The sequence below is a fragment of the Enterococcus raffinosus genome, from assembly GCF_001886185.1.
GTDB classification, from domain to species: domain Bacteria; phylum Bacillota; class Bacilli; order Lactobacillales; family Enterococcaceae; genus Enterococcus_A; species Enterococcus_A raffinosus.
Map to the genome: position 1 here is coordinate 45,272 of NZ_JXLA01000017.1, position 23,583 is coordinate 68,854.

Annotated in this window: 27 protein-coding genes; 7 read left to right on the forward strand and 20 right to left on the reverse strand. The window is 40.9% G+C overall.

Translation table 11 applies throughout. The features are described 5' to 3' along the window. Positions 1-4: 4 nt before the first annotated feature. The 6 genes from RV13_RS10760 to RV13_RS10785 all read right to left on the reverse strand — a co-directional run bounded on the left by RV13_RS10760 (position 5) and on the right by RV13_RS10785 (position 4,939). On the reverse strand, positions 5-1,381 hold the full coding sequence (locus RV13_RS10760) for a PTS fructose transporter subunit IIC (protein WP_010746848.1): 1,377 nt from the start codon (positions 1,379-1,381) through the stop codon (positions 5-7). Between the two features lie 15 nt (positions 1,382-1,396). Next, entirely contained in the window at positions 1,397-1,843 is a 447-nt protein-coding gene (locus RV13_RS10765; RefSeq protein WP_010746849.1) for a PTS sugar transporter subunit IIA, read from the reverse strand. A gap of 4 nt (positions 1,844-1,847) precedes the next feature. Continuing rightward, the gene (gene deoC / locus RV13_RS10770) at positions 1,848-2,525 is read right to left on the reverse strand and encodes a deoxyribose-phosphate aldolase (protein ID WP_010746850.1); all 678 of its coding nucleotides are present in this window, start codon (positions 2,523-2,525) and stop codon (positions 1,848-1,850) included. A gap of 159 nt (positions 2,526-2,684) precedes the next feature. Next, positions 2,685-2,984, reverse strand: coding sequence for a rhodanese-like domain-containing protein (locus RV13_RS10775; protein ID WP_010746851.1), 300 nt, complete (start codon positions 2,982-2,984; stop codon positions 2,685-2,687). Further along, positions 2,977-4,626, reverse strand: a complete 1,650-nt coding sequence (locus tag RV13_RS10780) for an FAD-dependent oxidoreductase (protein WP_010746852.1) — start codon at positions 4,624-4,626, stop codon at positions 2,977-2,979. Before RV13_RS10780 ends, RV13_RS10775 begins: the two co-directional genes overlap by 8 nt. Position 4,627: 1 nt before the next feature. Further along, positions 4,628-4,939 carry a rhodanese-like domain-containing protein gene (locus tag RV13_RS10785; protein WP_010746853.1) on the reverse strand — a complete coding sequence of 104 codons (312 nt, stop codon included), beginning with the start codon at positions 4,937-4,939 and terminating at the stop codon, positions 4,628-4,630. A 179-nt stretch (positions 4,940-5,118) separates the two neighbouring features. Between RV13_RS10785 and RV13_RS10790 the strand changes: the two genes are divergently transcribed. The 3 genes from RV13_RS10790 to RV13_RS10800 are packed head-to-tail and all read left to right on the forward strand — an operon-like array spanning position 5,119 to position 5,972. After that, positions 5,119-5,379: a metal-sensitive transcriptional regulator gene (locus RV13_RS10790; RefSeq protein ID WP_010746854.1), complete on the forward strand. Its 261-nt coding sequence runs from the start codon at positions 5,119-5,121 to the stop codon at positions 5,377-5,379. Positions 5,380-5,388: 9 nt separating this feature from the next. Beyond that, on the forward strand, positions 5,389-5,703 hold the full coding sequence (locus RV13_RS10795) for a DsrE family protein (protein ID WP_010746855.1): 315 nt from the start codon (positions 5,389-5,391) through the stop codon (positions 5,701-5,703). Positions 5,704-5,762: 59 nt separating this feature from the next. Further along, positions 5,763-5,972, forward strand: coding sequence for a restriction endonuclease subunit S domain-containing protein (locus tag RV13_RS10800; RefSeq protein ID WP_010746856.1), 210 nt, complete (start codon positions 5,763-5,765; stop codon positions 5,970-5,972). 247 nt (positions 5,973-6,219) lie between these two features. On the opposite strand, the gene RV13_RS10805 is transcribed toward RV13_RS10800, so the two are convergent. The 11 genes from RV13_RS10805 to RV13_RS10855 form a co-directional block, all read right to left on the reverse strand. Next, positions 6,220-7,098, reverse strand: coding sequence for a hypothetical protein (locus RV13_RS10805; RefSeq protein ID WP_010746857.1), 879 nt, complete (start codon positions 7,096-7,098; stop codon positions 6,220-6,222). 20 nt (positions 7,099-7,118) lie between these two features. Beyond that, positions 7,119-7,385, reverse strand: a complete 267-nt coding sequence (locus RV13_RS10810) for a hypothetical protein (protein WP_010746858.1) — start codon at positions 7,383-7,385, stop codon at positions 7,119-7,121. Between the two features lie 97 nt (positions 7,386-7,482). Further along, positions 7,483-9,132: a hypothetical protein gene (locus RV13_RS10815; RefSeq protein ID WP_010746859.1), complete on the reverse strand. Its 1,650-nt coding sequence runs from the start codon at positions 9,130-9,132 to the stop codon at positions 7,483-7,485. Positions 9,133-9,324: 192 nt separating this feature from the next. After that, positions 9,325-10,524, reverse strand: a complete 1,200-nt coding sequence (locus RV13_RS10820; RefSeq protein WP_010746860.1) for an MFS transporter — start codon at positions 10,522-10,524, stop codon at positions 9,325-9,327. Positions 10,525-10,698: 174 nt separating this feature from the next. After that, positions 10,699-11,355 (reverse strand): methionine ABC transporter permease, encoded by a 657-nt coding sequence (locus RV13_RS10825; RefSeq protein ID WP_010746861.1) that lies wholly within the window; start codon positions 11,353-11,355, stop codon positions 10,699-10,701. Further along, entirely contained in the window at positions 11,348-12,322 is a 975-nt protein-coding gene (locus RV13_RS10830; RefSeq protein ID WP_010746862.1) for a methionine ABC transporter ATP-binding protein, read from the reverse strand. The genes RV13_RS10825 and RV13_RS10830 overlap by 8 nt, the downstream gene beginning before the upstream one ends. A gap of 11 nt (positions 12,323-12,333) precedes the next feature. Beyond that, complete coding sequence (locus tag RV13_RS10835) at positions 12,334-13,134, reverse strand: DUF169 domain-containing protein (RefSeq protein ID WP_010746863.1); 801 nt, start codon at positions 13,132-13,134, stop codon at positions 12,334-12,336. Then, a complete protein-coding gene (locus RV13_RS10840) occupies positions 13,127-13,939 on the reverse strand; it encodes a MetQ/NlpA family ABC transporter substrate-binding protein (RefSeq protein WP_010746864.1) in 813 nt (270 codons plus the stop codon). Before RV13_RS10840 ends, RV13_RS10835 begins: the two co-directional genes overlap by 8 nt. Positions 13,940-14,281: 342 nt before the next feature. Next, on the reverse strand, positions 14,282-14,446 hold the full coding sequence (locus RV13_RS21660) for an LPXTG cell wall anchor domain-containing protein (protein ID WP_081630604.1): 165 nt from the start codon (positions 14,444-14,446) through the stop codon (positions 14,282-14,284). 46 nt (positions 14,447-14,492) lie between these two features. Then, a complete protein-coding gene (locus tag RV13_RS10850; protein ID WP_010746865.1) occupies positions 14,493-14,978 on the reverse strand; it encodes a rhodanese-like domain-containing protein in 486 nt (161 codons plus the stop codon). Positions 14,979-15,403: 425 nt separating this feature from the next. Then, complete coding sequence (locus RV13_RS10855; protein WP_010746866.1) at positions 15,404-16,330, reverse strand: FAD:protein FMN transferase; 927 nt, start codon at positions 16,328-16,330, stop codon at positions 15,404-15,406. Between the two features lie 146 nt (positions 16,331-16,476). Between RV13_RS10855 and RV13_RS10860 the strand changes: the two genes are divergently transcribed. Genes RV13_RS10860 through RV13_RS10870 form a run of 3 tightly spaced genes read left to right on the forward strand, consistent with a single transcriptional unit; the run spans position 16,477 to position 19,297 of the window. Then, a complete protein-coding gene (locus RV13_RS10860) occupies positions 16,477-17,463 on the forward strand; it encodes an ornithine cyclodeaminase family protein (protein WP_010746867.1) in 987 nt (328 codons plus the stop codon). Between the two features lie 40 nt (positions 17,464-17,503). Next, positions 17,504-17,716, forward strand: coding sequence for a tautomerase family protein (locus tag RV13_RS10865; protein ID WP_010746868.1), 213 nt, complete (start codon positions 17,504-17,506; stop codon positions 17,714-17,716). Positions 17,717-17,728: 12 nt separating this feature from the next. Then, positions 17,729-19,297, forward strand: coding sequence for an L-serine ammonia-lyase, iron-sulfur-dependent, subunit alpha (locus RV13_RS10870; RefSeq protein ID WP_010746869.1), 1,569 nt, complete (start codon positions 17,729-17,731; stop codon positions 19,295-19,297). Positions 19,298-19,402: 105 nt separating this feature from the next. Here the strand turns inward: RV13_RS10870 and RV13_RS10875 are convergent, their stop codons facing one another. Continuing rightward, positions 19,403-20,728 (reverse strand): DUF1958 domain-containing protein, encoded by a 1,326-nt coding sequence (locus RV13_RS10875; RefSeq protein ID WP_010746870.1) that lies wholly within the window; start codon positions 20,726-20,728, stop codon positions 19,403-19,405. 456 nt (positions 20,729-21,184) lie between these two features. Here RV13_RS10875 and RV13_RS10880 point away from each other — a divergent pair, with 456 nt between their 5' ends. Continuing rightward, positions 21,185-22,060 (forward strand): sulfite exporter TauE/SafE family protein, encoded by an 876-nt coding sequence (locus RV13_RS10880; protein ID WP_010746871.1) that lies wholly within the window; start codon positions 21,185-21,187, stop codon positions 22,058-22,060. A 36-nt stretch (positions 22,061-22,096) separates the two neighbouring features. Here the strand turns inward: RV13_RS10880 and RV13_RS10885 are convergent, their stop codons facing one another. Together RV13_RS10885 and scrK are read right to left on the reverse strand one after the other, a co-directional pair. Further along, a complete protein-coding gene (locus RV13_RS10885; RefSeq protein WP_010746872.1) occupies positions 22,097-22,522 on the reverse strand; it encodes a phosphate-starvation-inducible PsiE family protein in 426 nt (141 codons plus the stop codon). 157 nt (positions 22,523-22,679) lie between these two features. Then, positions 22,680-23,558, reverse strand: a complete 879-nt coding sequence (gene scrK / locus RV13_RS10890) for a fructokinase ScrK (RefSeq protein ID WP_010746873.1) — start codon at positions 23,556-23,558, stop codon at positions 22,680-22,682. Between the last annotated feature and the right edge of the window lie 25 nt (positions 23,559-23,583).

The following is a 23,583-nucleotide window of genomic DNA, read 5'->3' on the forward strand; positions in this document are numbered from 1 at the left end:
ATCATTACTCCTTAGCCGTTTGCTTTTTTTGCGAGAATACTTTTACTGCTGTTACTAAAAATCCGCTAACCGCTGTTCCGATAGCTAATGCTAAAACATACAATAAGACATTTTCGACTGCTCCAGGAATCAGGAAGACGAAGAAACCACCATGGGGAACTGCGATTCCGCACTTGAAGATCATCGACAAGGCGCCGGTAATCGCTGAACCGACTGTTACTGACGCCAGCACACGAATCGGATCGGCCGCAGCAAAAGGAATCGCCCCTTCAGAGATGAAGGATAGTCCTAAGACCCAAGCTGATTTTCCTGCTTCTCGTTCTTCTTTGCTGTATAAGTTTTTCCCTAAAACTGTTGACGATAAGGCCATTGCTAAAGGGGGAACCATCCCAGAAATCATTACGGCCGCCATCACCATACTTGTTTCCCCAGCACCTAGGTTTGTTAAGGACGCCACACCGAAAAAGTAAGCCGCTTTTCCGATGGGACCAGCCAAATCAATCGCCATCATCCCGCCTAAAAGCAGTCCCAGTAACACTGAATTCATTCCAGACAAACTGTTCAACCAATTGGTAATTCCTTCATTTAACGCTGTAATCGGAATCCCCACGATAAATTTCATGACAAGTCCCACCAGCAATACCGATACGACCGGAAGAATCAAAACAGGCAATAAACCTGAAAATGCAGGGGGCAATTTCAATACTTTCTTCAACCCATAAACCGTGTACCCTGCTAAGAAACCGCCCAGCAAAGCCCCTAAGAATCCCGCATTCATTGATGAAGCGATCATTCCCGCGACCATCCCTGGAACAAGTCCCGGACGATCAGCGATCGAGAAGGCGACATAGCCACCTAAGATTGGCCACATTAAGCCCATCGCAATCCCACCTAGTTCATTGATTGCTGAGGCAAGTTCTCCTTCTGCGTTAATCCCGCCGAATGCAAAGGCTAACGCAATACATATCCCCCCTGCCACAACAAAAGGAATCATATAAGAAACACCTGTCATCAAATGACTATAGATCCCGCTTTTTTCTGATTTTGCTTCCGACTTAACCTCCGTGTTAGTCGAGTAAAAAGCCGCATTCGGTGCTCGGTCAAACAACTCATCTGGATGATCAATCGCTTCAGTAACATCAACTTCTAGTAGGCGTTTTCCATTGAATCGATCTTTATTCACCGATGTACTCGCCGCAATAATAACCGCATCGGCATCTGCTATCTCTTGTGGTGTTAAAACGTTCTCAGCACCAATAGAGCCTTGCGTCTCTACTTTGATTTCAATATTTCGCTTTTTAGCAGCTATTTCTAAATTTTCCGCTGCCATATAAGTATGTGCGATACCAGTCGAACATGATGTAATCCCCACAATTTTCATTTTTTTCACCTTTCCTTATTCAAAAATCTGATAGATTTCTTCAGCGTCTGTGACAGTCATCAGTTTTTGACGGACATCCTCATGCATCAGCTTTCGAGAAAGCTTACTAAGAATTCTCAAATGTTCATCATTTGATGTTTCTGGAACAGCAATCAAAAACATCAAGTGAACGGGTTTACCATCCATTGAATCGTATTGAATTCCCGCTTGACTACGACCAAATGCCAATGAAGGTTCCGCAACCGCCGCACTTTTTCCATGAGGAATCGCTACCCCAAACCCAATCCCCGTAGTGCTTTCTTCTTCTCTCTTCATTACAGCTTCTAAGTAAACGCTATCATTTGTTACAACACCCTTTGTTAAAAAGGTGTTCGCAAGCTCACTGATCGCTGCTTGCTTATCTGTCGTTTTTAGATCAAAATTGATAAAGGCTGGCTTCAATACATCACGAATTTCTGTCATTTCTCTACTCCTTTAAATTCTTATATTCTTCTACGATTTTGATCCCTGAGCTTGTTCCTAATCGTTCCGCCCCTGCTTCAATCATCTTCAAAGCAGTATCCAAATCACGAATGCCGCCAGCTGCTTTTACTTTCACTTCATTCCCTACGATTTTTTTCATTAAGGCAACATCTTCTACTGTTGCTCCTCCTGTACCGAATCCTGTTGACGTTTTGACAAAATCAGGTTTTACCTCTTTGGCGATTTCACAAACCGCGATTTTTTCTTCATCGGTTAAGTAGCAATTCTCTAAAATAACCTTACTGATAATTCCGCCTTCACGAGAAGCATTCACAATTGCTTTCATTTCTTCTCGAATATACTTCGTATCCCCCTCTTTTAATTTGCCAATATTGATTACATAATCAATTTCATCCGCACCGTTTTTAATGGCGTCCTTTACTTCAAAAACTTTTGTTTCAATTGTTGTCTGCCCCAAAGGAAATCCGATAGCCGCTCCTACATGAACCTTACTGTCTTTCAAAAACTCTCGACACATCTCTACAGGATAAGAATTAATCGCTACCATTTTAAAGCCATACTCATCCGCTTCCTTACATAGCTGTTCAAGTCCTTCTTTGGTTGCGTCGGCCTTCAACAATGTGTGATCCACCATATTCGCTAATTTTTTCAACTCAATCATCCACTTGCTCCTTTTCATTTTTATTTACATCTTTATATTATCATTTGTTTTCATTTTGTCAATATATAAAAATAAAAAAGTAGAAACAAAACAAAAAAAACACGCCTTTACATGCTTAAAGGAGTGTTTCCGGTATTACTATTTGAAAGCAAATGAAAGTTATCTAACTAATTCTCCTGGCCAAGCTGCGGTGCCGCCTAACACATTGATTACATTGTAGCTTTGTCCAGCCAAAAAAGCACAAGCATTTTCAGACCGAGCACCGGATTGGCAAATTAAATAATAGTCTTTACTGTCATCAAGTTCTGTCATACTACTGCTTAAACTGCTCAATGGCAGATTCTTGGCATGAGGAACATGCCCCATTTGATATTCATAACTCTCTCGAACATCAATGATCTCCAATTCCTTATGATTCGCTAACTGGTAAAAATCTCTCATAGTAATTGAACTAGTCATAAATCAATTCCTCCGGTCTCACAGTTTTATATAAAGCAAATGCGCCGTCCAAATTTTTCACTTTGAAGCCCCTTTGCTTTAGAATACGTTCAGCGACATAGCTACGTAGACCACTATGGCAACTAACAATATATTCTTTTGCTGGATCCAGCTCGCTGATTCTTTCACGCAATTGATTCAGAGGAATATTGATTGCGCTAGAAAAACGACCATTCGCTAATTCTTCAGGATTTCGTACATCCAGTAACTGACTGCCATTTTGCTGCTCTTGCTTTAATTGATACCATTGAATCGAGTCGCTCATACCTTCAGAGAGATTGATCGCTGCATAGCCCAACATATTGACGGGGTCCTTTGCAGAACCAAAAGGTGGTGCATAGGTGAATTCTAATTCAGGTAAATCAAAAATTGTTAATCCGCCCTTGATAGCTGTCGCCAGAATATCGATACGTTTATCTATCCCTTTGGCGCCCACACCTTGAGCCCCATAAATTTTTCCAGTTTTCGGATCAAACACTAATTTCAATACTAGATCACTTGCATTCGGATAATACCCTGCATGGTCCTTCCCAGAAACATGGACCACTTGATAATCCAACCCTAATTGCTTCACCGCGCGTTCACTTAGACCTGTCGCAGCGGCAGCTAGATCAAACACACGGACGATCGCAGTCCCGATACTTCCACGATTTGTTCGTTGCAGACCAGCAATAGTATCAGCCACTTGGCGTCCTTGACGATTTGCTGGTGAAGCAAGTGAAATCAACGCATCTTCACCGCTGACTTGTTGTTTGACCACGATCGCATCGCCAACCGCAAAAATGTCTGGTAGACTAGTTTGATAAGATTCATCCACTAGGATACCGCCGCCTAAACCTGTTTGTATCCCCGCTTGTTTCGCTAATGTATTCTCTGGTCGAACACCCACTGATAGAATCGTAAGATCTGAATATACTTCTTCTCCATTGCTCAACAGGATCTTCTGTCCCTTTTCACTGAAGCTTTGCGCAGATTCTCCAGTAATGACATGAACCCCTTTATTCATCAACTCATTTTTGACATATGCGGCCATCTCTTCATCTAACGGTGGCAAAACATGAGGTGCCTTCTCAATAACTGTGACTTCTAATCCCCGTGACTTTAAATTCTCTGCCATTTCTAGTCCGATAAATCCTGCACCGATCACTGTTGCCTTGGTTGGGGCTTTTTCTAAAGCCTGCATGATTCGATCCAAATCTGGTACATTGCGTAAGCTGTAAACATTCTCACTCTCAGCCAATCCAGCCATTTCTGGAATCAATGGCTTTGCACCAGGAGATAAAATCAATTTGTCATAGCTTTCTTCAAAGCTTCCTTGATCATTTTCGACGGTCACCGTTTTTCTTTCTGGAGAAATAGCTGTAACTTCGTGGAAAGGACGAACATCCAAATTAAAACGCGCCTTTAACGATTCCGGTGTTTGAACCAAAAGAGCGTCACGATCCGCGATCTCTCCAGAAACATAATAAGGCAACCCGCAATTAGCAAATGACACAAAAGGTCCCTTTTCTAACACAACAATCTCTGCTTCTTCCATTAACCGACGCAAACGCGTAGCCGCTGACATTCCGCCTGCAACGCCGCCTACAATAACAATCTTCATTTTACTTTCCTCCTCTGGTCGGTCCCTGCCAACGATTCATACCACCCTGCACATTTGTGACCGTATACCCTTTTTGTTTCAAAACCTTCGCCGCTTGTTTGCTGCGCATTCCGGATTGACAAACGACATAAAGTTCTTTTTCTTTTCCTTTATATCGATCGATTTTATTTAATGGATAATTCACCGCCTTAGCAATATGCCCTCTACGGTATTCTTCTGGTGTTCGAACATCGATTAATATAATTGATTGTTTAAGCTTATCTGCTAGTTCATTTGTTGAAATACTTGGTATCTTTTGAAATAGTTTAAACATCTTCTTCACTCCTTTTCTATCACTTATAAATACCTCATAGGGTATTTTTATCATAAAAAATCTAATCCTGTCAATCATCTTGATTGATTCATTTTCTTGATAAAAGCTATCCACTTGACGAGACATACCCTCTCTAGGTATATTCTTTGTAAGATCATTCTTAAAGGAAGTGCATATAGATGGAAATCGAAGAAAAAAAAATCCTTAATCGGTTGAAACGAACGGAAGGACAAATTCGCGGCGTACAAAAAATGATTGAGGAGAAAAAGGAATGTATCGACGTCATTACCCAATTAAGTGCCGTACGCTCTAGTATTGATCGTGTGATGGGAATGATCGTCGCTGAAAATTTGAAGAACTGCTTTGAAAACCCTGATAAAAATCCAGAGGAACAAGCGCAAAAATTAGAACAAGCAATAAATATGATAATTAAGAAATAAGGTGTAATAATGAACGTTGTTTTTCATATTGATGAAATAGAAAAATGGACAGAAACTGCTAATAATGTTAAAAACCTGTTGAAAGAACCTAAAAAAATAGCTATTATTGTTTTAATTAACGGAAAGGCGATTGAAGGGTACCTTGATCCTAAAAATCAATCGTTCATCGCTACAGAAGGGGTAACCTTTCATGCCTGCAATAATGCGATGAGAGCTTACAAGATCACAAAAGAACAGTTACCAAAGAATGTTGTTGTCGTACCTTCAGGTGTTTTGGATCTGATCGAACTACAGTCAGAAGATTACGCCTATATTAAGCCGTAAAAGTATTCATTAGGGAACTGTTTTTGAGAAGGTGAAACTGCTCATGGGAAGGGAGTAGGATGTTGAACACAATCGAAAATATCAACAAAAAAATGCATGTCACTGGCAGTCTGATCAATCTGAAAACCATCCAGGAGAATTTTGAGAAAATTAACTCTAGGGATATTCACTCTGAAGAAGAACGAAAAGAGATCATGGATTTTTTAAACACCATTGAATCAGAGATCGGTTCTATAGAAGAAAAAATAGCTTTTATTCGGCAGATGTGATCATTTGAATGAATACGTGAAAACCTCAACCGTATTTGGTTGAGGTTTTATGCTCTCTTCTGTTTTCGCTGAATCGCTTTTCGAATACCTATTCGATAAACTTTGGGGATTGCCAAGAAAAAATTCTGGGTGAATTGATACCGCTGATATTTCTCAATGACAAAGTCGATCAATTCCACCTCTCCATATTTTTTTTGATGAAAAAGCTTAAAGCTGCGAATTTTTCGTGAGGCTTTATTAGGTTCTTTCAACGCGACAAAAAGGACAAGAGATCATCAAAGTAGCGTGCTTTGGCTTCTTTATAGGTCTCTGTTCCATATCGCTCCAAATGAATGAAGTCTGTTAATTTCTTACCCCAATACTTTTTTTCAAGGTATATCGGTGTTTGGATATCCTGCTGAAAATCTTCCAAATACGCTTCAAAAATAGCTTTGTCCGCGATAAAATTCTGCTGCTGTCCCTCGAAGGCTTCTCGATCGACTTGATTGATTTCTGTCACGACACTTAAATAATCTCCGATGAACAACGGCATTTGGGCTTCACGAAAATGGACGACCCGTTCAGCTAATTTCTGATTAAGAGATAACGGATGACGCAGCGTGGCATTCCGATAGTAAGCAAAAACATATCGCTGCCATAGGTCTTCTGGAAATGTAATTTCCCGATCTACCAGCCAAAGCAATTCATCCAAAGCTAAATCGACATAGGCGACGCCTTTTTTTATTTCCTCTGCTACTTGCTGAGAAATGCCTAAGTGATCCTTAAAATGCTGAATTCCCAAACGAATCTCTTGTTGTTTGCTCTTTGATTCAATGACAAATTGATATTTCAATGGGCGGCCACAGGCACATTTTAACTGGCTGTGAACACCTCGTTCATATTCATCATCAATATTCAAGGCAACAAATTCCCAATCCGAGGTTTGCAAATAATGCTTTTGTAAAAACAACGAACGAACCTCATATTTTCTTTGCTGATAAATTAAGGCTTGCTGCGCTGGTGTCAGCTTTTCAAATAATATTTTCCGTTCGGCTCCTGAGTAGGTCACGTGACACTCTGTGGGATAGTCGCTCAACCCGTAATTTTGCGGATACCAATGGTCATAAATCTTTAAATACTTATCCATGGAATGAACTCTTTCACCACTTATTTCTTAGGATCAAATTTTTCTTCGATCTCTTTAACGATTTTTTTTGCTTCTTCTTTTAAAGAAGTATGAGGTTCTTCCTCCTCTACTGCATTAGAGCCAGAGCGGGCGATTTCTTTAGGTTCGCCAGAATTACTGCCAGCTAGTGCTTCTTGCTTATCTTCTGTTTCGCTAGAATTGGTTCCAGCTAACGCAACATCCTCTTCCGTTTTTGGTGCCATAGAACCGCGTAAACGACGGTCTTTTTCATTGTTATAGTTTGTCATGATCATTTGCTCCTTACTCAATTGAAATGTTATAAGAAAAACTAATAGTGCCAGTTCTTTTTTGTATTTTACCCGATTGTCAATAAGAATACCAAAGTTATCCTGTTTTCATGAAGAAGCGATACCCACACCAGGCGGCTGTCGCAAACCAACTGAGCCCGCAAAGTGCAAGTATGATCGTTACATACTCTGGCGGATCATAACGCAGATAGACTACATTTTTACCAGCCTTTTGCTTGATCGTTGGCACGCCAATATTAGAAAGTGCACTAGGCGTAATTTCTTGACCCTCTTCAACTAATTTTGAATTTTGATAAAGAATTACGGGCAATTGGACGTCTCCTGCCTTCTCCGCCTCCCAAGAAATCTCTAACTGATTATGGGCCGCTGTCTTAGAAAATTTCGCTTGATTCGCTAGAATTTGTTTCTCATAACTAGCATATTTATTTTTTGTATCCTCGTGATAAATTGGTAAATAATCGGGACTAGATTTTTCGACTAGCTTCAAGGCCTTTTGCATGTCCTTATCGTAAAAACTTTGTCTCGCTTCCTCTTCAGAACCAGCGACAAAAGTATGTTTGCTAGTTAGAGATTGCTTCCCCCATTGATTAAGTTCATGAGTGACGACCTGTAAATTTTGTCCAATACTAATTACGCTAAATGCCAGCAATAGGAACGGCAAAAACTTCTTGTCTGCCAAATCATTCACCAGCGAAGCAAAAAAGAATAGAAACAGGATCGTGAACGGCGCAAAAAAGCGAAATGGAAACTGAATCAACGAGACAAACGGGATATTATGCGCAACGAGCCAGTCCCAAGGAATCAAACTTGTTGAAAGCAGTAAAAAGAGACCACTAAAAATCAACAACTGCTTGGTAAAACGCGATACCCTGTGCCAATAGATTAGACAAAGAAGAAAGCCCACAATCAAAATCAATCGTAAAATTCTAGGATACTCTAGCCAATAAGCACCGCCTAAATCAATAGCCTTCTCACTCATTTCCGAGTTGGTGAAGGGCATCTTTAATTGATCTCCAGTATTAATCAAGAGTAAGCTGATCCAAACATTGATCGACAAACAGCCATATAGCACCATAGCCTTCATTAATTGAATAATAGCCGTTCCCCAGCGTTTTCGTGCATAGGAGATAAAAAATGGAAAATAGATTAATCCTAACATTACAGCTGTCAGCATATGGATTTGGGTCATTAAAGCCATACTTACAGCGATCTTAACCACAGGAAAATGACGATTTTTTAAATCTACTAATGGGATTAAACACAACGGCAATAGACTGGTCCCCCAACTGGTGAATCCTTGATTGAGCACCCAGTAATTAATGCTATACGTTGTCATAAAAATAATTGCGGAAAACAATGCTGTATTTTCTCTAATTTTTCCATAGGTCAACAGCTTAAACAATGAGCAGCCTGCTAGTAAAGATACCAAGAAATTCGATAATACCTGATAACGAAACCAGCTGCCTGCCAGTAAAACAAGTCCTCCTTGGAAATAAGCAAATAATGGTCCATATACAGCATTAACAATTCGTCCAGATTGCTGAAACCCGAAGATTGAAATAAAATAGCTGAAATTTTCCGTTTTGAGTTGTTCCGCAGTCTCATAAAAACGATTGTAATGGAACAGTGCATCTGCTCCTAAGATCATTTTGTGTGTCCAAAGTTGTGGGACCACAAATAATCCTGCAATCACAAAAATAATCAGATAGTAGCGATAACGTTTCATAATCGACCTCCTCGTTCATAGAAAGGAACTTTTTTGTTCGCTATCCATTCGCTTGACTTCAAGAATAGCTCCGTGTTCAAACAGCCTAACGAATGAAATTATCGATTATTACAAACTTTACTCTATCCTATTTAAAAAAATAAACGAAATAAAACGCCTATTTTCAAAATGAAAATAGACGTTTTTTAAAATTTATTTTTCCACCGCCAGCCAAACAATCAAAGTTCCGGCAATCGAAATCATCGTTCCAATCAAAAGCATGGTGGAAACAGATAAAAAGCTGAGCATCTGACCACCGACAAACGCACCGATAATGCCGCCCATCGTATTTGCAGTCGCCATCAAGGTCTGTCCTTTGACCAAATCCTTTTGCGGAATAATTTGGTTGGTATAATAGACCGATGCCATCGTATGCATCGCAAAGCCGACCATTTGCAGGCTCTGAGCCACGTTAATTAGAAAAATACTGCCAGCAAATAAGATTAATAGCGCTTTGACTGAGAAAAAGAAGGCCGCGACGCGCATTAATGAATGAATCTTGAACCGACGTAACAACCAAGAAAAGAAGAACATTGTCGGAAGCTCACTTAGCGCCGCAACCGATAAGGAAGAACCAACATTAGCTTCGGTTCCACCTAATGGATGCAAGATTTGAAACATATAGCTGTTGGTAATAGTATGAAAGACAAACAGTAACGAAACACCGGCCAATAGAACGATAAAGCGTTTGTATTTTTTTATAAATTCCAGCAAGCCAATCGGTTCTTCTAAATGATCCTCCTCATGATGCTCCGGGATCAATGACTCCGAATACGTTCCACCATGCCTGCGCGTATCGATTAGTAAAGTCGTCAGTGCAAAAAAGAGAAAAAAGCCAATCAATAAATACAAAATAACTGTTGAAGAAAATCGTTCGATCAAGACCCCTGTCACAGCAGATGCAGCCGCAAACGCTAACGATCCAAGTCCCCGTGCGACACCAAAATTAAGATTGTAGCCGCGACTAATAAAAAAAGTTCCGATAGCAATCGTCAGCGGTTGTAACAGTACCAGACACGCATACAGTAAAATGTAAATCAGTGCTACTATTAAAAAAATTTTCGGCACTACCAGCAAAATTCCGGAAAACAGTACAAGTACTAGTGCCATCCCCGCTGCCAACTGCGATAAACGAATCCGAATCATCCGATCAGCAAAAGAGGCCAAGAACGGTTGGACGATCGCAGCGAATAGATTCGCTAGTGACAAGACCAGTCCAATCTGACTATTAGTAAAATCACGGGACAGTAAAAAAACAGAAGTGAATGTACTGAGGACTGAATACCCCATCCAGTAGGGAACCTGCATGCTAATATACTGCAGATTCAGTTTGACTTGATGTGTCTTTTCCATACGACCTCCTCAAAAAATATCGTTCACTCATTATACCTGATATAAATGTTGAAATCAGACGAATTTTAGAAAATTGCTTCAAGAAATAAGAAGGAATTTCCGAAAATTGCTTTTGGGATACCGTTTATTCGGAAATAGGAGGTGTGACAACCCTTTTGTCACACCTCCTTCACCTCAATTTTTCGCTTTCTTATAGCAGAAACTGCCGATCCATTGAACAAGTTGGACAAAAATGACCAGCAAAACAACCGTGCTATACATAATGGTGTTATCAAAGTTTTGATACCCATAGGTAATGGCCACCGCACCTAACCCGCCGGCACCGACTGTTCCAGCCATTGCCGTGTAACCCAAGACCGAGATAATCGCCAGGGTCAAGCTTGATATCATGCTGGGGAAAGCTTCAACAAGCATGACCTTGAAGATAATCTGCATGTGTGTGGCGCCAATCGACTTCGCCGCATCTAATGTATAGGGATTGATTTCCAATAAATTATTTTCAAACAGCCGTGCGACATAGGGCGTCATCGCAAAGGTTAAGGGGACGACTGCTGCTGATGTTCCAATCGTCGTTCCCACCAATGAACGAGTGAACGGCATCAGTGCAACCATTAAAATAATAAATGGAAAGGACCGAATGATATTCACAACAAAATCCAGCAAGCGATATATCTTTAAATTAGGAGACAGTCCTTTCTTATTCGTGATCACTAAAACAACTGCCAAGGCAAAGCCGACGATTGTCGCAATCAACGACGAGACAATCACCATAATTAAGGTACTGACTAAATTAGGCAGCAGCACTTGGGTAATTAACACGGAATTACTCACTGAACTTCACCTCCTGATAAAGAAAGTGATCTTGATCCGCAAGTTTCAGTAGCTTCTCACTATCTGCATCTGGTACTGATACGAATAACGTAGTCAAAGTCTCTTCCTTAAATTGTTCTGTTGTTGCCTTTAACAAATGGGGTGCTTCTATCCCTGCTTGACGCCACAAAACCAGAATATCCTTTTCTAACTTTGTCACAATTTTTACTATGCGATATCCGATTTTTCCCTCACTAAAGTTGATTGGTGACTCTCCTGTGATTGTTTGCAAAACGTTAGAATTATTAAGAAAAACCTGCTGAACAGTATCTTCTTCCACAATTTTTCCTTTTTGCAAAATGGCGACACGATCACAAATCTTCTTTACCACTTCCATTTGATGGGTTACCACGACAATCGTTAGCCCCATCTTTTGGTTCAATTTTAAAAGTAAATCCAAAATACCATTTGTAATGTTGGGATCCAACGCCGAGGTCGCCTCATCACAGAGGAGAATCTCAGGATTCATCGTCAAAGCTCTAGCAATCGCTGCTCGTTGTTTTTGCCCACCAGACAATTGCCTAGGCTTCATATGCGCCTTATCAGCAATCCCCACTTCTGTCAGGAGCTCTTCCACGCGTGCTTTGATTGTTTCTTTAGAGTACCCACTGCATTCCAATGGCAAAGCAACATTCTTATAGATCGTTTTTTGTTCGATTAAAGAATTTCCTTGAAAGATCATTCCGATTTTTTTCTTCATTTCACGTAATTGCTTTTCCGATAGTTTCTCTAGCGCTTGTGTACCAATCCTGATGCTGCCGGATTCACTTTGCTCCAATCCGTTGATACAACGCAGCAAGGTTGATTTCCCCGCACCGCTGATCCCTAAGATTCCCATAATAGTCCCAGACGGTATCGTCAATGAAATATCTTCTAAGATCGTTTGCTCGCCGTACCTTTTATTTATCTGATCGATGACTATCTCCATCTACTCAACACCTAACGTTTCACGCCTTGATAAGCGCCTCTAAAATAATTGTCTCGTTTTCGCACATCGTAAAAATCCGGGACCTCATCCTCTGCGATTTTTTTGATGATTTTACGTTTTTTCTCCAATAACTCCATGGGGTTCAATGTTTCCTCTAAACCCTCGATCATCGTTTCGAACACCTCATAAGGAAGACCGACACAAAGTTCTTCATCTTTCCAGCGTGCGACATAGCGCGTTCCAGAGCACATCATTGAAAGATTGATCAGACCTGTCTCGTAAGGATAGGATGTCCCTTCCTGACAGATCCCCTGCATTCCGGTCATCTTGATGTTTTTCGCTTGTCCATTAAAATACGCATTCCCCTGCAAGATCCGCATCGCATTAAACGGTGTTGTAATAACCAAAATAACGTCAGGAGCGCTTTTCCATACCTCAATAGGCTCTACCGCAACTCCATAAGAAGGCTCGCTGCAATAAACCATGTCATCCGCAATTTCCTTGCTTACCTCAATATCCTTATAGACTCCCATCTTGGCATGCTTTCGTCCACTAGCACTGTATTCATCATTTTCAATCAATCCTAAAGCTACTGCAGAGGCCGGACAACCGAAATTATCAATCGACAGTTTCACACTGATCCCTTCTGTTGCCTGCTGAACCGCTCGACAATAGGGAACCAATTTCTTTGTTGCAGGTGCGTCATAGGCTTCGAAAGCTTCTTTTGTTCGCAAAAAGCTGATCCCGACAACGTTCCGTTTCAGCTCCAACAAATAATTTAATCGGCGGTCGAGTTCATGATATTTATTCATAGAAAGTAAACACTCCCTTGAAATGATCATTAATCCCCTTTTTACTTTCTTTTGTCGTGAAAGAGTTATTGATTGCTTTCGCCCAATCCGTATCCTTATTCTTCTCTTTTACAATCAAGCTGATTGGAAAATCCTTCGCATGTTGGTCACGGATCAGATAATCCTTATAATCTTCACCTGAATTAAACATGAAAGTAAAGAAACAAGTCGCTGCGTCTAAGTCCTCTAAGCTACGAACCGTCTGAGCCTGTTCAATCTCCACGAACTTGAAGTTTTTTGGATTATCAACAATGTCCAATGCTGTATACCCCGATTTCTTCTCTTCGCTTAATTTGATTAAACCAGCATCTTGCATCATTAATAAAGAATTGTCTCTATTCATAGCATCATTCATGATTGCGATCTGCGCCCCATCAGGCAACTCATCGATTTTATCGTATTTAGATGAGTACAAGCCAATGCCCGTATAGTAAACGTGAGGCGTCATCATTGCTAACTCGCCGCCTTTTTGTTCATTGAAAGATTTCATAAAGGGTTCATGCTGGGCGAATGATGCATCTACATTGCCATCCTGAACAGCTTGTAAAGCCTCAATATTATTCGAAAAGACAACAAATTCCGGTGTATAACCTTCTGCCTCCATAGATTCCTTCGCTGCTTTCAATGAATTCTCTGATACTTGATTGCAGGCAATCTTAATATCCTTCTTCTCCTCTTTTTCCGTCGCGGCTTCCTTTTTTGATCCGCAAGCACCCAATACAAAAATTGCTGCTAACATAGCTAAAATTACTTTTGCCTTTTTCATTATGATTCTCCTTATCGTTTTTTTGTGTTAAAGCCCCATTCATGTGTTTGAGCGCACAAAAAAGAAACATACAATTCTGTATGCTCCCCCGATCCATAGAAAAAAACATGTTTCTCACACGCTAAAGAAAGGAGGGATTTTTTGTTTACTCATTGACTTAGAAACTCTAAGTCCACCGTTCACTCAAACTCACAGCTGATACATAAACAAAACTTCCACCTCCTAAAAATTAAAAGCGTTATCATTAAGAGTATAGCCGAAAGAGAAATACTTCACAATGACTCTTAAAAAATAAAGAATGCTAAAAAAGCCGAATCCATTGTTAGATTCGGCTAATTTTTATTATCGTTTCTTGAAGTACACCCATCCACTAGCCGCTAGCGCAACCATTCCTAAAACAACAAAAATTGGTTGTTCGCCTTCACCAGTATTTGGATAGACTTTTTTCCATGCGCTATCTAGCCAATTCTGACTAGTATTTCTTCCGCCAGTAACGTTCGATGTAATTTCACACTACAAAACGGTCATCAAGAGAGTTCCAAAATTTCAATTATTAATCCGTCACCCAAAGCTTATTATCATCCTTATACGGCCATTTCTTCGCACCGTTCTCAACGATGAATAGACGGGATTCATCAATTCCTTCATCGATCAATAGTGAGATTGTACGTTTTGCACCGCCTCCACCACCAGGGCAGACTACATAAATCGGGTTATCGCCATCTTTGAATTGATCAGCATTATCAACGACTAATTTTTCCAACTCTTCCGTATCTACTGGATACGCACGTACACTGATTGAGTTCGGCAGGTGTCCTTTTTTATAGTCGGCTTCTGGTTGAATATCAATAATCTGATAATCGGTTGAATCATCAGTTTCAAGTACCTTTTTCATATCTTCAGGAGAAATCATTTGCCATTCGATGTCTGCTTCCGCACGATCTTTCTTTTCTTCCTTTTTGTCGTTATTTGAACATCCTGCTACTACCAATGCAACCATGGCCAAAGCGATCAATAATCCACTTACTCGTTTTTTCATTTTTCAAAATCCTTCTTTCGTTCTAATTTTTGTTTGGATCACTTGCTTCATGAGTCCTTGCTTTCCATCCGCCAAAAATTTCCCACGCAAATAAACATACTGTTTTGGTATGCATTTTGAAGGTATCTAATTGTGTGGTTAATCACATATATTTTTTGAGGAAAAGAATGCTAAATAAACTCGCTTAGAGACTCTAAGTTGAATTTGGCCTCATAGTCATAGTCGTTTTGACATTTCTTTCACCTCCTGTGCCTCATGTAAGGGCTGTCTCAATCAAAGTATATAGAAAGGAAAACGCTTTTTCAATAACAATTCGCAATTAAGAGCAATGTTGCAAAATCTTTTATATCCGTTAAAAAACTTGAATAAAATCACACTCCACTCTAATAAAAAAGACACAGAAATGTTTGTCTGTGTCTTTGCTGTCATAGCTCAATTCTTCCTTTTAACCCATCACTGATTGCCATTTGCTGATCTGTGGTAATGACGATGCCCTCGATTGCTTCGAGCTTATTTAGTTCCGCTATTACTTCGTATGCTTTTTTTCCAAATAAGCGCGTTGTCCAGATTTCACCATCTAAGGATTTTTTTGAAACGATCGTTAAACTGGCAAGATCCGTTTCTATCGGATATCCTGTTTGACTGTCAAAAATGTGATGATAGGTTTTCCCCTCCCAGACAAACTTTCGTTCATATATACCCGATGTTACGACAGACTCATCCTTCACTTTGACCACCGCTACATAATTTCCTCGTGGCAGGAAGGGATTTTGAATCCCAATTCGCCAACGTCCTTCTTCTCGTTGCGGCGCGGGACCATAGGTCAGCACATTTCCGCCGAGATCAATGAAGCCGGCCTTTGCTTGTGCGGCTTTAAAATCAGCAATGATTTTATCGGCAAAATAGCCTTTTGCTAACGCTCCCAAGTCTATCGCCATCCCTGGATGCTTCAAGTAAACGGTCTGTTTCACATCATTTAATTCAATCGCAGAGGGATCAATCAACGGAAGCAGCTCCTGAATTTTTTCCGCCGAGGGATAGTTCGCATCTTTGAAGCCTACTCGCCACTCTTGAATCAAAGGGCCAATAGCGATATTCAGTGCACTGTCTTTGACCAAACTTTGTTCTTTTCCTATTTTGATCAATTCATACAGTTCATCATCTACTTTGACTGGTTTAAGACCTGCGTGATGATTGACTTTCATGAGTTCAGAGTCCTCTGCATTCGCGCTAAAGCGCTGTTCAAAGTCACGCAGCCGAGTCTCAGCATTTACTAACAAGCTTTCCGCTTCAGGATGTTGGACCCAAAGCTTGATCACGGTTCCCATCAAATGCAGTATTTTTTCATTCATGTTTGCGTTCCTCTCTTTTTCTCCTATCAATCAGCTTAATAGATTTCTAGTCAGAACAAAAGAGAAAGTTCTGGAATTGCTTTGAAACCGTTAATGTAATCGCTTATACTTCTAGGTATGAAAGAAAATTTCTAAAGGGGGATTTTATGTTACTTTTATCTCGAGAAAATATCAAACAAGTTTTTACCATGAAGGACGCCATTGAAGCAGACAAAATTGCCTTCCAATTATTCAGCGAAGGTAAGACAGATGTACCTTTGCGTACGCAGATCGTTTCAGAAAAACAGAATGGGACGTTTTTATTCATGCCTTCTTATGCACCTGATTTGGTTGCGGCGGCACTGAAAATTATCAATATTTTCCCAGACAATATCGATAAGGGCTTGTCATCCGCCCCTGCGCAAGTGCTATTAGTAGATGGCAAGACTGGCTATGTGAATGCTTTACTAGATGGTGTCACTGTTACTCAACTTCGGACTGGTGCCGCTTCTGGGGTCGCCTTTGATATTTTGGGTCGAAAGGACGCGAAGAAAGGGGCATTGATCGGAACGGGCGGACAAGCGGCGACTCAGTTGGAAGCCATGATTTGCGCTCGTAATTTAGAAACGGTCTATGTTTTTGATCAGAATCCTGAGCGGACAAAAGAGTTCTCAGCACAAATGAATGAAGAGCTGAAGGATTACGGCACACAGATATTACCAGCAGCAACTTCTGATGAAGCCATCAGCGATGCTGATTTGATTATTACAGTGACGCCTGCTTCCTCTCCTGTTTTTGACGGCAGCAAAGTTAAAGCTGGCGCAACAGTTAGCTGCGTTGGCTCTTATCAGCCCCATATGCAGGAAATGGATCCGGTAATTTTAGAACGGGCAAGCAAGATCTATTTTGATTCAGAAGAAGCCGTCCTTTCTGAGGCTGGAGATATTCTGATCCCGTTAGCGGACGGAACAATCACTAAAGACGACTTTACTGGCGATATCGGCGAAGTCTTGATGGGAACAGTCGGTGGGCGTGAAAATGATGAAGAAATCATTGTCTTTAAAACCGTAGGCATTGGCGCGCAGGATTTAGTCACTGCTCAAAAAATTTATGAACGCGCTCTAAAAGCAAACGTTGGTACGGAATGGAATTAACTAGCAGCTAAAATAAAAAAAGACTAGGAGGAAAAAAATCATGCCACATTTATCAGTTAGATTGTATCCTGGACGTTCAAAAGAGGTAAAACAAGAGTTTGCTAACAAGTTACAGGATTTAGTCGTAAAAGAATTGGGCTGTGAGCCAAACGTTGTATCTGTCTCATTCAAAGAAATCGAAAAAGACAAATGGAACGATGTGATCGAGGATGAAATCGCCGGCGAAGATGTTTATATCGAAGCGGATTTCTAAGGGGGATCGCCAATGAAAGAACATGCGAGTATTTTTAATGATGTTTTAGGACCGGTCATGATCGGGCCCTCCAGTTCTCATACGGCGGCTTCTGTCAGAATTGGGCGTGCGCTGCGTCAAATGGTCGCTGGAAAAATCACTTATTTTCAAGCGGATTTTGATCCAGAAGGTTCGCTGGCAGCAAGCTATATCACCCAATGTTCCGATATCGGCTTAGTGGGCGGCCTGTTGGGGATGGACCCAACAGATAGCCAACTGACACGTGCGATTGAAATTGCTAAAGAAGACGGCATGGAAATTCTTTTTCGTGTTGTTCCCTACGAGAATAATCATCCGAACACCTATAAGATGACGATCAAAACAGACCTTAATGAAAGATTGGATGTTGTTGCTCTTTCTGTTGGCGGTGGCATGATCGAAATCACTGAGATCAATCACTTTGCGGTTGAGGTGACTGGCGGCTTCTACGAAACACTACTTTTTGGCAGCCAGTTTACACTTGAAGAAGCCGAATTGTCCAAAAAAATTAGTAAATTCTGTTTTGCGGAAACCAAGGAGCAGGCTGGTGAAACCTTGCTGCACATCAAAACTCAGCAAGCCCTTCCTGATGACGAAGTGGCTTGGCTGAAGCAGCGAATGACAGTCAATCGAATCATTGCCTTCGATCCCGTTCTGCCAATCATGTCCCAAAAGGAAGCAAAGATGCTTTTTTCAACGGCTGAAGAAATGATTGCGTTGGCGAAAAAAGACGAGCTGGACTTAGCAGATATGGCCTTACGCTATGAAAGTCATCGGGGCAGTATTTCCGAAGAAGAAGTCTACCGAAAAGCTGAGGAGATTCTTGAAATCATGATCAATGGAATCAAAGTCGGCTTGGCTGGTACTTCCTATGACGATCGGATGTTAGGTTCGCAGGCACCGAAAATTCAGGCGAATCGGCAGAAGCTGATTGGCGATGCACTGCCCGCAAAAATCATCGAAAATATTTCAGCGTTGATGGAAGTGAAAAGCTCAATGAATGTCTTTGTTGCGGCACCTACTGCTGGTTCGTGTGGAGCCTTGCCGGGAACATTGATCGCTGTCAGCGAGTATCAGAAAAAATCTCACGATGACTTGGTTCGGGCGTTGCTTGCGGCAGGAATGATCGGTGTCTTTATCGCAGAATATGCCACTTTCGCCGCGGAAGTCGCAGGCTGTCAGGCAGAATGCGGCTCAGGATCAGGGATGACAGCGGGCGCACTGGTTCAATTAATGGGCGGTACCATTGAAGAGGCAGTAAATGCCGCTTCTATGGCCTTGCAAAATGTATTCGGCATGACCTGTGATCCCATTGGTGTGCGGGTGGAAGTCCCTTGCCTTGGGAAAAACATGATGTGCGGAATGAATGCTCTTGGTGCAGCGAATATGTCCTTAGCCGGATATGATGTCGTTGTGCCATTGGACGAAACAATCGAGAGCTTTAATAAAGTCGGTCGGATGCTTCCATCAGAATTGCGTTGCACCGGTCACGGCGGATTGGCACAAACCCCTTCTGGACTAGCTATCGCTGAACGCTTAGACTGTCCGTTGGATTGCTGTTGATCGACCCATCAAGAACAAAGGAACAGGAAAAAATTTGAACCGCCCCCAAAAGATAAGTTAATGTCTTTTGGGAGCGGTATTTTTTCGTAAACATCCGCTTATTTATTATAAAAGAGTCATAATAAAAAAAAGAAGTGCAACGAGAAGACAAGCTGTCCCTGCCACTTTAACCATCGTTCGGCCTCTTTTTTTAGAGCTTCTCTTCCTACGACTGAATACATTTTTTTTAGTTGGGAAAAATAACAGCACTATACCTAAAACAGCAAAAATCCCTGGCAACAGATAGTTTTTTTTCTGAATAGAAGTGAACGAGTTGCTTGTTGAGGGCAGCTGTTCTTTTTTTGCCTGATCCGTTTTCACTGTTTGATAATTTAGGGATAGTCTAGGCATTTTCTCTGTTAACTGCTCTTTTTTATTCGCTAACACTACTTGTTTGTCTTGAAGCGCAAGTTTCGGCTCCTCGTTCTTTTTCATCACGCCATAAAAATCCTGATCAAGTTGAATGGTTTTACCTTCGATTTTTTGCTGTCCCTTTGGCAGAAGCAAACGATATTCATACTCATCGAAGGCTTTTTTTAGTAACGCATTGCCAAACGGGTGCCGATAATACTCCCCATCTTGATCTGACCAGTCGCCAACCCCTAGGATGACTTCTATCAAGCGAGTATCTCCACGTTTTGCCGTAGCGATGTAATTAAAAGCACTGCTAGGACCTGAACCTGTCTTCAAGCCATCTACTCCCTCAAATGCATATTTAGCACCTGGCAATGAATAATTATAGGTCTCAAAGGTCTCCTCATAAGGGGTTCCCTTCATTGCCGTTACCTCCACTTGATTCGTAAAATCTAGTACCTCGGGATGCTCCTTGAGTAAAAAGAAAACCATCGTAGCTAGATCACGGGCAGTTGATGTATTGCTTCCATTAGGGTCAAATCCTTCTGGCTTATAAAGTCCTTCAAAGCTGGTGGCAGATGCGCCGCTGCAATTATAAAAAGTTGTATTCTTCATTCCGATTTTTTGTGCTTTTTCATTCATAGTATTGATAAATAGACCGGCATCATTATCAGAGACCGCATTGGCTAACATCACCGTTGCCACATTTGATGAAGGGACAATCACCATTTTTAATAATTCTCTTACAGGGTAGGCAACTCCAGACACGATTTTGTTGTTGCTAATAGCATACAACTGACTAATTTTCTGATCCTTTTCCGTCGCTACGATCTCAGTATCCAAGCTTAGCTTTCCATCTTTTATCGCATCAAAGACCAAAAAGACTGTCATCATCTTAGAAATACTTGCAGGTTCTCTCACTAATTCAGCATTTTCTTCCCACAATATCTGACCGTTTGCTCCATCAATCACAATGGATGCTTTAGGCTTATTCTTTTCTAAAACTTCTGTATAGCCTGCTGCTTTCGTTATCGTCATAATATCCTCAGCAGCAAAAACCGGAGATTGTAAAGTTAGTAAAAGCAACACTGAAAATAAAAATATTGTTTTCTTAATGATGTTCCCTCCTCGTATCAACTCATAGTTAAAAGTTTATCATACTCCAACTAATTATTTTAGATTAATTTTAACGTCGAAGATTTTTACTAGATAAGTTATTTTTCTATAATTTAAATAGATTTTTCTTTAAACTGCTGTAAGACATGAGAATAGTTAGACACTTCATTGAATACCATCATTTTACCCATTCCATACGTTTATGGTGCCCAACGGAAAATATCCATAACAATTAATAGCTTATCGCCTTGTCATAAGACTCGGCAGTTTTATCATTTTACCTTGATCGTTCATTAAATCACAAAAAATTCGAATTTTGATGGTTTTTCTTTTTTGTTTATTGTTATAATTATAAGAAAAAGACCTACGGGAGGATTTATGGCACAGATTATTTTTTATGTTTTGATTGGTTTGATGATCTTTCAAGCGATCATGCTTGTACGCGATGTCGTGACGCATCGGGAGGATTTAGGACCAGGGAATTGGTTAATTAATGGGATTATTGGATTTATTGCAGATTTTGCGGATACGATCGGAATTGGTAGTTTTGCCTTAACAACGATGATGCTGAACGTAACAAAGCAAAATGATGACGATCGAAAATTACCGGGAATATTAAATGTGGGACACGCGATTCCTGTGTTAACTGAAGCTGTGATTTTCGTCACAGTTATAAAAGTAGATTCCTTAACCTTAGTTTCACTGATCCTAGCCGCTATTGTCGGCTCTTGGTTCGGCTCAAAGTATGTTACTAAGCTATCAGAAACGGCTGTTCAGAAGTGGATCGGCTGGGCACTATTGATTACTGCTATTTTAATGCTATTGCGTCAAACTGAAGTCATTGCCTTATTGGGTAAAGGAAACACTGCGATGGGATTAACGGGCATCAAATTAATCGTGGGAATTATTGGGAACTTTTTCTTCGGTGCCTTAATGACGGTCGGTGTCGGGCTATACGCTCCTTGTATGGCGATGGTTTACATGCTAGGTATGACACCCTTAGCTGCTTTTCCTATCATGATGTGCTCATGTGCGGGACTTCAACCTGTCGCTAGTATCAACTTCATTCGTGAGAAAGCTTACTCTAGAAAAATTGCCTTAGCGATCACGATCGGCGGGATTCCCGGCGTAATTATTGCTTCTCAATTCTTGATGAACTTAGACATTTCGATGGTTACCTATTTAGTTATTGTCATTATTTTCTATACAGGAATTCAATACATCTTAAAATCACGCAAAACTGCAACAGCTTAAAAAAACGGTTCTGTGCCTAATGGGTACAGAGCCGTTTTATTTTTCTAATCTATTTTCACCCTTATGAAAGGCCTTGACCTTTTCTAAAATAAATAAAACACCGACAAGAATCAAAATAGAGATAGATAGCAACAATGAGTTCATTCCATTTCCATGTGCCAGCAATAGCTCCCGCAAAATCGCTGTAATACTGATCAGAATCAAGTAACGAACAGGAATGTGATGCCCTTCTTTGATATAGCGAAGAAGCATTAGAATAACCTCTAGTAAAATAAAGAGCGTTGCGATCTCGTCAATCAAAAGTGTTAGTTCGGACACATTGTTTAGCGGAATCACATGCATAATAATATTGATGATCCCTTCTGCCATGACAATTACTACAACGAGAATCAAGATAGCTAATAAAATATCCACGATCGTACTAATCGCTCGTTCGAATTTTGCAAAGGTATTGTTCTTCACCCCGTGTCCCCCTTTCTGATTTCATTTAAATTATAGCAATTTTTTGATTAACTCAGAAAAGATACGCACTTGTTGAGAGAGAAGCATTTGCTATAAGTTGTCCATTCCACCAAAAAAAGCCGCCAACTAAGATTGACGGCTTTTTCTTACTTTCTTCTTAAGAATGCAATTTTGCTTCTCGTGCCAAGGCTAGACAACCGATCGTTCCGGCGTTGTTGCCTAATTTTGGTGTCACGATATAGTCTTCTAATTCTGGTGTTTTTACATATTCGTTCATTAATTCTTTGAAGCGAGCGCGAACCTTTTTGACTAAATGCTCCTGCTGCATCACTCCGCCACCGAAGATGATCACATCTGGTGAAAACATCAAGGTGGTGTTATAGGCGCATTGGGCAATGTAATCCGCTTCGATCTCCCAGTAAGGATCCTCTTCACTCAAGTCTTGCCCTTTACGGCCTAAACGTTTTTCGATCGCTGGTCCTGCCGCCATACCTTCTAGGCAATGCCCGTGGAAAGGACAGCTGCCTTCAAAGTCATCTTTAGGGTTTCTACTTACTAATACATGCCCCATTTCGGGATGACTGAAGCCTTCGATAAAGGTGCCTTTTTGCAGCGCCCCGCCGCCAATACCTGTACCGATCGTATAATAAACCACACTGTTGACGCCATCGCCGCGCCCCTTCACGTATTCGCCATAACAAGCCGCATTCACATCTGTCGTCCAAGCAATCGGCAGATCAAATTCCTTCTTCAACGCGCCGACAAAGTTATAGTTTTGCCACGCCAATTTTGGTGTTGAGGTAATATAGCCATAGGTTTTCGAATCACGATGAATATCAATGGGACCGAATGAACCGACTCCAATACTCATCAGCTGGTCCGCATATTTTTTGAAGAAGCCGATGACTAACGCCATTGTTTCTTCTGGTGTCGTTGTTGGGTAGCTGGCACGTTCGATAATTTCCAGATCATTATTTCCTACAGAGCAAACAAATTTTGTGCCGCCGGCTTCGATGCCGCCAAATAATTTTTCCACTAAGCTTCACTCACAATCCTTTAGA